This is a genomic window from Clostridium sp. NSJ-49 (genome assembly GCF_014287725.1).
Lineage (GTDB): Bacteria > Bacillota > Clostridia > Clostridiales > Clostridiaceae > Clostridium > Clostridium disporicum_B.
On the sequence record NZ_JACOOP010000076.1, the window covers coordinates 1 to 10,223 of the forward strand.

Annotated in this window: 5 protein-coding genes and 3 rRNA genes; all 8 read right to left on the reverse strand. The window is 28.9% G+C overall.

Annotation, left to right across the window (positions count from 1 at the left end; translation table 11 throughout):
• A 16S ribosomal RNA gene (locus H8S10_RS16905) occupies window positions 1-95 on the reverse strand; the annotation flags it as partial.
• A 648-nt stretch (window positions 96-743) separates the two neighbouring features.
• Window positions 744-1,850: a glucose-1-phosphate adenylyltransferase subunit GlgD gene (gene glgD, locus H8S10_RS16910; RefSeq protein WP_055268438.1), complete on the reverse strand. Its 1,107-nt coding sequence runs from the start codon at window positions 1,848-1,850 to the stop codon at window positions 744-746.
• 25 nt (window positions 1,851-1,875) lie between these two features.
• Window positions 1,876-3,033: a glucose-1-phosphate adenylyltransferase gene (locus H8S10_RS16915; protein WP_186839649.1), complete on the reverse strand. Its 1,158-nt coding sequence runs from the start codon at window positions 3,031-3,033 to the stop codon at window positions 1,876-1,878.
• Window positions 3,034-3,358: 325 nt separating this feature from the next.
• Window positions 3,359-5,794: a glycogen/starch/alpha-glucan phosphorylase gene (locus H8S10_RS16920; protein ID WP_055268434.1), complete on the reverse strand. Its 2,436-nt coding sequence runs from the start codon at window positions 5,792-5,794 to the stop codon at window positions 3,359-3,361.
• Between the two features lie 31 nt (window positions 5,795-5,825).
• A complete protein-coding gene (gene glgA, locus H8S10_RS16925; RefSeq protein ID WP_186839650.1) occupies window positions 5,826-7,262 on the reverse strand; it encodes a glycogen synthase GlgA in 1,437 nt (478 codons plus the stop codon).
• A 13-nt stretch (window positions 7,263-7,275) separates the two neighbouring features.
• Window positions 7,276-9,324 carry a 1,4-alpha-glucan branching protein GlgB gene (gene glgB, locus H8S10_RS16930; RefSeq protein ID WP_186839651.1) on the reverse strand — a complete coding sequence of 683 codons (2,049 nt, stop codon included), beginning with the start codon at window positions 9,322-9,324 and terminating at the stop codon, window positions 7,276-7,278.
• A gap of 623 nt (window positions 9,325-9,947) precedes the next feature.
• Window positions 9,948-10,064 (reverse strand): 5S ribosomal RNA (gene rrf, locus H8S10_RS16935).
• A 46-nt stretch (window positions 10,065-10,110) separates the two neighbouring features.
• Window positions 10,111-10,223 (reverse strand): 23S ribosomal RNA (locus tag H8S10_RS16940); the annotation flags it as partial.

Here is a 10,223-nt window from a genome sequence, read left to right on the forward strand (position 1 = left end):
GCTAGCTTCACCCCGAAGGGATCAACTCGCTCGACTTGCATGTGTTAGGCATGCCGCCAGCGTTCGTCCTGAGCCAGGATCAAACTCTCAATAAAAAGTTTAATCTGTTGCTCAAATTACTTTGAGTTTATAAATGTAACAACGCTACTGCGTTGTAAGTTCGATTTTCTAAATTAAAATTTAGAATCTCACTTAAAAACTCTCAAAAGAATTGCTGGATTTATTTTAACTATATTCTGTTCAATTTTCAAAGACCATATTTTGTTATCGCTTCAAGCGACTTTCTTATCTTATCACTTACTCAACTTTATGTCAATAACTTTTTTCAAAGTTTTTTAACTTAGTTTCGTTAGCAACGAGACTTATCTTATCACCTATCAAAACAACTGTCAAACACTTTTTTATCTTGTGTTTTTGTTGTTTCGCATCAGCGACGAGATTTATCTTAACATCTTCTCTTTCCACTAACTACTAATCTTTCTATTGCTTTTAAGTATTAAACTTACTTTACTCATTTTTCCTCTATTTTTCTATTATTTAATACTATTGATACACTAGGTACTGTGGTATATTACTACTAATATACTTATCCACTATTCACACATTATCCACAATATATGTTGATTACATTAATATATTTATTAACATAATTAACATTATCCACACACTATAATAATTAACTATCCAAATTTCTATGAGAAAAATGGATAGCTAATTTTTTTATATTATTAAACCTTACTAACTTAGAATATTCTCTTTTTAGGAATTGTAACTGGATTATCTTCTAATCCTTTTAATTCTTCTCCTTTTTTAATTACCACACCTTTATCTGTGATAACTCTATTCATTTTAACTCCATCTTCAATCATTCCATTTTGTAAGATAACACAGTTTTCTAAAACACTGTCTTTACCTATAAATACTTTTCTACCAATTACACAATTTCTTACTGTTCCTTCAATATAAGATCCATTAGCTATTATAGAATTTACTACTGAACTATTTTCTGTATATTGAGTTGGACATTCATCTTTAGGCTTTGTATATATAGGTGAATTACTATAAAATAACTCTTTACTTACCTTTTCTTTTAGAAAATCCATATTTGCATCATAATATGCTTTAATTGAATTTATACATGCTAGGTATCCTTTGAATTCATATCCTCTAACTTTTAAATCCTTTAAATTATCACCAATAAATTGTTTTACCTTTTTATACATTCCACTTTTAATTGACTTATATATTATATCTATAAATAAACTCTTCTTCATTATATACATTTCCATATTTATATTTGAGTTACTTCTATAAGATATATTTTCACCTATACTGATAACATTTGAATTATCATCTAAATTTAAAACTTCACAGTCTGTAAAATTCTCCTTACAGTCCTTAACGTTCTTATATACTATAGTGATATCATTACCTTGCTCTCTATGATAATTTAAAACTTCATTATAATCTATATTACATATCATATATGAAGAACTAATTAAAACATAATCTCTTCTGCTATATTCTAAAAAGTCAATATTCTCCCAAAAATTATGGATATCATCATGCGATGGATCTAAATCTGCAAAATTAAATACCCTAAGTCCATCATTTTTACGATGTAAATCCCATGGTCTTCCATTAGTTAAATGATCCATTAATGATCTTGATTTATTCTTAGTGAATATACCTATATTTTCAACTCCTGAATTTGTCATATTAGATAATACAAAATCTATAACTCTATATCTTCCTGCTATAGGTAATGATGCTAAACTTCTATGTCTAGTTAATTCATTAATTCTTTGTTCATTCTCATCTAAATTAATAATTCCTATACAATTATTCATATTCCTCTTCCCCCTATTAATACCCTTATGCTTCTATAGCATCTAAAACACTGCTACTTTTTATTTCTTCTTTTGCTGCGATAACAGCTATATTATTTCCATTTCCTATTTTACAGCTTCTTCTTACTATAGCTTCTGCTCCAACAATAGCTTTTTCAATAACTACATTTTCACCTATCTTAGCTCCTGGCATTATTACAGAATCTCTTATGATAGTATTCTTTCCTACAGAAACACCTTCAAATAGTACTGAATTTTCAACAGTACCTTCTACCCTACATCCTTCTACTACTAAAGCATTTTTAACTACAGCATTTTTACCAATATACTGAGCTGGTCTTACAGGGCTCACTGAATAAATCTTCCATTCATCATCGTATAAAGTTAGTCCATTTTCTCTTCTCAATAAATCCATATTTGCTTCCCAAAGACTGCTTATTGTACCAACATCCTTCCAGTATCCTTCAAATGGGTAAGCAAATAACCTATTTCCTTGTGAAAGCATTTTAGGAATTATGTTTTTACCAAAATCATTGCTAGATTCTTTATCTTTTTCATCTTCCTTTAAAGCTTGTCTTAATAATTTCCAATTAAATATATAAACTCCCATAGAAGCCATTTGACTTTTTGGTTTTGCTGGTTTTTCTTCGAATTCATATATAGATAAATCGTCATTAGTATTCATTATTCCAAATCTACTAGCCTCTTCAAGTGGAACTTCTATTACAGCTATTGTCGCTTCAGCATTTTTTTCTTTGTGGAACTGTAACATCTTGTCATAATTCATCTTATATATATGATCTCCTGATAAAACTAACACGTATTCTGGATCATGATTATCTATGAATTCTATATTTTGGTAAATTGCATTTGCAGTTCCTTTATACCAATTTCCACCTTTTTCTTCTTGATAAGGTGGTAATATTCTAACTCCACCATCTCTTCTATCAAGGTCCCATGGACTACCTATTCCTATATGTGAATTTAACTCTAATGGTTTGTATTGTGTTAAAACTCCTACTGTATATATACCTGAATTTGAACAGTTACTAAGTGGAAAATCTATTATTCTATACTTTCCTCCATATGGTACTGCTGGTTTTGCTAATTTCTTTGTTAATACTCCTAATCTTGAACCTTGTCCCCCTGCTAATATCATAGCTACAATTTCCTTCTTACTCACTACCTTACATCTCCTCTCACTTATACCCTCTACCTTTTATCTAAATAAAATTATGTTACCTACATATTTTAAAATTTATATTAACATTACAATCTAATTAACATTATTAGGATTATGTTAAAAGATATTAAATAGTTATTTTCTTAACTCATTTATATAAATTATTCTTATGCCTAATCTTATTTTTTTATTACTTATATAATTTAATTTCTCACAAAAATAACAGCACTTTTATATCTTATTAAAAGTGCTATTACTTTTATGATATATACTCTAACAATTGCGAAATCTTATTCTGAAAATATTTATAATCAAATTTAAGTTACTATAAATTCTTATATAGTACTTTAGAATCCCATATTCCTGTTGCATACTCTTTTATAGTTCTATCAGATGAAAAAATACCTGAATGAGCTATATTAACTCCACAAATTCTTTGCCATCTTTTTGAATCTCTATATATAAGATCTATTTTCTTTTGCGCTTCCAAATATGCATCAAAATCTTTCAGTACAAAAAACTCATCATTATAACTTAATAAATTAGCATATATTTTACTAAATTTATCTTTATCGCTATTATATCTACCACTTACTAAATCATTTATTACTGCTTTTACTCTTGGATTATTATTATATATATCCCAAGCAGAATAACCTCCATTTTTGTGGTAATTTAAAACCTCATCGGCATTTAATCCAAATATAACTATATTATCTTCCCCAACTTCATCTTTTATTTCTATATTTGCTCCATCTAAAGTTGCTATTGTTACTGCTCCATTCATCATAAATTTCATATTAGATGTTCCAGAAGCTTCTTTTGTAGTTGTAGATATCTGCTCACTCAAATCTGCTGCTGGTATTATTTTTTCTGCTAAAGATACTCTATAGTTCTCCATCATAACTACTTTAAGCTTGTCATTAACTCTAGGATCATTATTTACTTTTTCTGCTATACTACAGATTAATTCTATTGTATTTTTAGCAAGATAATATCCTGGTGCAGCTTTTCCTGCAAATATAATAGTTCTTGGTACAATATCTAAGTTTGGATTTTCTAATAACTGATTATATAAATCCATTATTCTTAAACAATTTAAAGTTTGCCTCTTATATCCATGAATTCTTTTAACTTGTACATCAAAAATAGAATTTATATCTACCTTAATTCCTTCTGTCTTATAAATTTCCTCTGCTAATTTAATCTTATTATTTTGTTTTATTTCCTTTAATCGAGATAATACATTTACATCATCAAGATGATTTTTAAATTTATCTAAATCCATAGGGTGGCGTATAAAACTATCTCCTATAGTTTCTTTTAAAAGATTAGTTAATTCTGGATTACATTTTAATAACCATCTTCTATGGGTTATCCCATTAGTCTTATTGTTAAATTTAGATGGATAAAGATAATAAAAATCAGCCATCTCTCTTTTCTTTAAAATTTCAGTATGAAGTTTTGCAACTCCATTTACACTATGGCTTCCCACTATAGCCAAATTAGCCATTTTTACATATCCATCAGATATTATAGCCATTCTAGATATCTTATCCCATTGACCTGTATACTTATTCCATAGCTCTTGACAATAACGTTCATTTATCTCATCCACTATCATATAAATTCTTGGTAAAAGACTTTTAAACATATCTGTTGGCCATTTTTCTAAAGCCTCTGCCAATATTGTATGATTAGTGTAAGAAATTGTATTTTGTGTTATTCTCCAAGCCTCTTCCCAAGATAATTCCTCTTGGTCTACTAATATTCTCATAAGCTCAGGTATTGCTAATGTAGGATGCGTATCATTTATATGAATAGCTATTTTTTCATCTAACTCTTTAATATTTCCTCCACATTTCTTGAAGTGTCTAATTATACTTTGTATTCCTGCTGAAACAAAAAAGTATTGTTGCTTTAATCTAAGCATCTTTCCTTCATAAAAAGAATCATCAGGATACAATACTAGTGAAATTGATTCTACAGAATTCTTATAAGCCATTGCTTTTAAGAACTCTCCTCTACTAAAAGAAGAAAAATCAAATTCATTTGACACTGGTTCTGCACTCCATAACCTTAATGTATTTACTATATCATTTTCATATCCAACTATAGGAGTATCATAAGGAACTGCTAATACCGGTTCATAATTTACATGAATAAAACTTAGTTTTCCATTCACATTTTCAACCTTTACAGAACCACCAAATTTAACAATCTCAGATTTATCAGCCTTTTTAGTTTCCCATACATTTCCGCCTCTTAGCCAGTTATCAGAGACTTCTACTTGTTGACCATCTACTATTTTCTGCTCAAAGAACCCATACTTATATCTAATTCCACACCCTTGACCTGCTATTTTAAGAGATGCCATAGAATCTAAAAAACAAGCTGCTAGTCTTCCAAGACCGCCATTACCAAGCCCTTGATCTTGTTCTAAATCTTCAATCTCATCTAAATCTATTCCCATCTCTCCTAATGCTTCTTTACACATATCTCTGATTCCTAGATTCAAAAGACAATTTCCCAATAATCTCCCTAATAAGAATTCCATCGAAAAATAGTATACTTGCTTATCTCCTGTTTTTTTATACATTTTATTAGTTTCTATCCACATGTTCGCTACATAATCTTTTACAAGTGCACCTAAAGCTTCATACTTTTGTTGATTGGTTCCTTCACTTAATTCTTTTCCATGTAGTTTAATAAACTTATTTTCATAATCTTTTTTAAAGGTATCCTTATCAATAGATAACATATATCTACCTCCTAAACAGGGGATTTCTAAATTAGCAACTAGTTAATAACTCTTCATATAACTTCTTATACTCTTGAGCTGATTTTTCCCAACTATTATCTGACTCCATAGCTTGTCTTACTATACCTTTCCAATGTTCCTTATCTTTATATAAAGCTAATGCATATTCCGTTATTGACATTAGTTCATTGGCATTATAATTCTTAAATCCAAAGCCATTTCCTACTTTGTTATATTGGTTATATGGACGTATAGTATCTTTTAGTCCACCTGTTTCTCTTACTATCGGAATAGTACCATATCTTAAAGCAATTAACTGTCCTAATCCACAAGGTTCGAATAATGATGGCATCAAGAACATATCAGATGCAGCATATATCTTATGAGCTAGTACATTATCAAATTTTATATTTGCTGATATTTTATCTGGATATCTATATTGAAGTTTCTTAAACGTTTCTTCATACAAATAGTCTCCAGTTCCTAGAATTACAACTTGAATGTCATTTTGTAATAATCTATCTATTATATTTATTATTAAATCGCATCCCTTTTGATTAGTTAATCTAGATACTAATCCTATCATTGGAGTATTTTCTTTTTGTGGTAAACCTAATTCCTTTTGTAGTAATATCTTATTTTCTGTCTTGCCTTTTAAATCTTCATAATTAAATTTCCTATATATTAAATTATCTTCTTCAGGATTAAACTCTTCGTAATCTATACCATTTACAATTCCTTTAAGCCTAAAGCTTTTTTCTCTTAACAATCCATCCAAACCTTCACCATACTGTGGAGTTTTTATCTCCTCAGCATAACTATTACTTACAGTTGTGATTATATCACTATAATTTAAAGCTCCTTTCATAAAGCTAGCTCCACCGTGTAACTCTACACTTCCATTTGCCATAGGCATATAATCGTACCCAAAATAATTTGGTAAAATATCTGGTGAAAAAGTTCCCTTAAATAATAAATTATGAATTGAAAAAACTGTTTTCATATTAGAGTAAAATGGATCTTTCCTATACTCTAATTTGTGTAATACAGGTATCATACCGGTTTGCCAGTCGTTACAATTTACAATATCTGGTTGCCAGTCAATTTCCTTTAAAAAGCACAATACAGCTCTATCAAAAAAAGCAAATCTTTCTGCATCATCACCATATCCGTATAATCCATCTCTGTTAAAATAGTATTCATTATCTATGAAATAATAAGTAACAGATTTATGTTCATACTTAAATACTCCACAATATTGATTTCTCCATCCAACAGGAACCATGAACCATTTAATAAATTCAAGTTTTTTAACATAATCACCTTTTATATTTTTATGCTTAGGTAAAACTACTCTTGCATCTACACCTAGATTATGCAAAGATTGTGGTAATGCTCCCATTACATCACCTAATCCTCCTGTTTTAACAAATGGATTTGCTTCAGATGTAACAAATAAAACTTTCATCAAATCCCCTCCATTATTTATGTTTATTAACATTATTTATAGACAAAACAGTTGCAGCCATTGGTGGAACCTTTATCTTAATAGAATAAGGTCTATTATTCATTTCAATTTCCTCAGCCACTAAAATATCTGTCATTATCTGACCTGATCCACCAAACTCTAAACTATCTGTATTAAATACTTCTTTATATTCTCCCTTATAAGGTACACCTAATCTAAAGTCATATCTTACTACTGGAGTAAAATTAAACACAAATATTAATATTTCATTTTCATCTCTTCCTTTACGTATAAAGGAGTATACACTTGAATTATTATTATCTGCATCAATCCATTCAAACCCCTTATAATCATAATCTAGCTCCCATAATGCTTTATTATCTTTATAAAATTTATTAAGAGATTTAAAATACTCCTGTGTTTTTTTATGATTTTCAAATTTATCTATTAAAAACCACTCTAATTCTTCATACTCTCTCCACTCTATAAATTGTCCAAACTCACTTCCCATAAAAAGGAGCTTCTTTCCTGGATGCCCAATCATATAAGCTGCATATAATCTTAATCCTGCAAACTTATTCCAAATATCTCCCCACATCTTATTCACTAAAGAGTATTTTCCATGTACCACTTCATCATGGGATATAGGTAAAATAAAATTTTCATTGTAGTTATACATCATTGAGAAATTTATTTTATTATGATGATATTTTCTATATATAGGATCCATCTCTATATACTTTAATGTATCGTTCATCCATCCCATATTCCATTTAAAATTAAATCCTAAACCACCTTCTTCTACAGGCTTTGATATTTTAGGCCATGATGTTGCTTCTTCAGCTATCATCATTACATTATAAAAATTTTCCCTAATTACTGTATTTAAAGTTTTTATAAATTCAATAGCTTCTAGGTTACCATTTTGACCATATCTATTAGGTCTCCACTCTCCATCATTTCTTCCATAGTTCAAATATAGCATATTAGATACTGCATCTACTCTTAATCCATCTATATGAAATTCTTTTAACCAATATACTGCATTAGATATTAAAAAACTTCTAACTTCAGGCCTACCTAGGTCAAAATTACAAGTTCCCCACCCTTTATTTTCTGCTTTCCACTCTTCTTGATATTCATAAGTAGGTGTGCCATCAAATCTGTATAAGCCGTGAATATCTTTGCAAAAATGACCTGGAACCCAATCTAAAATAACTCCTATTCCAACCTTATGAAGTTCATCTATTAAATATTTCAGATCATTTTCATCGCCGTATCTAGTAGTGGCAGAATAATATCCTGTTATTTGATATCCCCATGATGCATCTAATGGATGCTCCATTAATGGCATCAACTCTACATGTGTGTATGACATTTCTTTTAAATATTTAGGTAACTCTTTAGCAATTTCTCTATATGTTAAAAATTCTCCATTTTTTCTTTTCCAAGATCCTAGATGTATTTCATATATATTTATTGGACTTTCATACATATTATATCTTCTTCTTTTAGCCATCCAACTTCTATCATTCCATTTATATTTATCTTGCTTTTCATTAACTACTATTGAAGCAGTATTAGGTCTAAGCTCAGATTTAAATGCAAATGGATCCGCTTTATAAGTATGATGTCCATACATATTTTCTATTGAATACTTATATAATGTTCCTTCACTCAAATTAGGAATAAATAGAGTCCATATTCCAGCTTCAGTTATCTTGTCCATTTTATACTCATCTCTAATTTCAAAAGATGAAAAATCACCTACTACATAAACACTTTTTGCATTAGGCGCCCAAACTGAGAATCTAACTCCTTTTTTCTTTTTTTCAGTAACTACATGTGATCCCATAAACGCATAACTATTGTAGTTTTTGCCTTCATGAAATAAATATGTGTTAAAATCTGTTATCTCGCATTTCGCTTTTTTACTTGCTACCTTCTTTTCTTTTTTTTCTTCTATTTCTTCTATTACTTCTATACTCTTATTTTTCCAATTCACTTCATCATTAAAAGATTTAGCAATATTATCAGTAGATTCTAGAATATTTTGTCTCATGTTATGCCTCCTTACTACATTTGTTTTATTAATTTTGTCATTTATGGAATAAATTATATTATGCTTATTAATTTTATCATCATAGATAAAATATCATCAACACTTTTCAAACGACATTAAATTCATCAAAACCTTTAAGTATACTTTTACATTTTCAAAAAATTAAAATATTATGTTGTTTATCGTCGTATTACGTCTCTTTTAGTAGATAATTTATTAAAGAAAATCCATAAAATATACATTAACATATGCATATTTGTCTTTTAAATTTATAATTAAAATTAAATCTATAGAAAATATCTCCAACAATTTATTTATATTTAAAATAGCTAATATTATATAAAATTTTAACTTTATTTATAAATTTATATAATAAAAAAAGACCTAAGAATATTCTTAAGTCTTTTTTATTCTCTATTAACTTTACTAAAAGAAACTTAAAATTTTCAAATTTACCTCAAGCTAAAGCATCTATCAATATTTTTTTCTGCTACTACATGTAATTTTTCAGCAATAATCATTAAAAAACTAACTTTTGGAATATAATTGCCGGATTCTTAGTATAGTTTATATACTTTTATACAACAAAAAAACACTTAAGATAGACTTAAGTGTTTTTACTAACCAGGCAACGTCCTACTCTCCCACACAGTCTCCCATGCAGTACCATTGGCGCTGTAGAGCTTAACTTTCCTGTTCGGAATGGGAAGGAGTGTTTCCTCTACGCCATCATCACCTGATATTCAGAGTGTTCTCTGAAAATTGCACATGAATTTTATATTTTTATTGGTCAAGCCCTCGACCTATTAGTATCAGTCAGCTAAATACGTTACCGCACTTACACCTCTGACCTATCAACCTTGTGTTCTTCAAGGGGTCTTACTAGCTTATGCTATGGG

What these genes read in the sequence shown, in the direction of transcription:
- glgD (WP_055268438.1), bottom strand. Translation starts at nt 1,850, where the DNA reads ATGAATAATTGTATAGGAATTATTAATTTAGATGAGAATGAACAAAGA.
- H8S10_RS16920 (WP_055268434.1), bottom strand. Translation starts at nt 5,794, where the DNA reads ATGTTATCTATTGATAAGGATACCTTTAAAAAAGATTATGAAAATAAG.
- glgA (WP_186839650.1), bottom strand. Translation starts at nt 7,262, where the DNA reads ATGAAAGTTTTATTTGTTACATCTGAAGCAAATCCATTTGTTAAAACA.
- glgB (WP_186839651.1), bottom strand. Translation starts at nt 9,324, where the DNA reads ATGAGACAAAATATTCTAGAATCTACTGATAATATTGCTAAATCTTTT.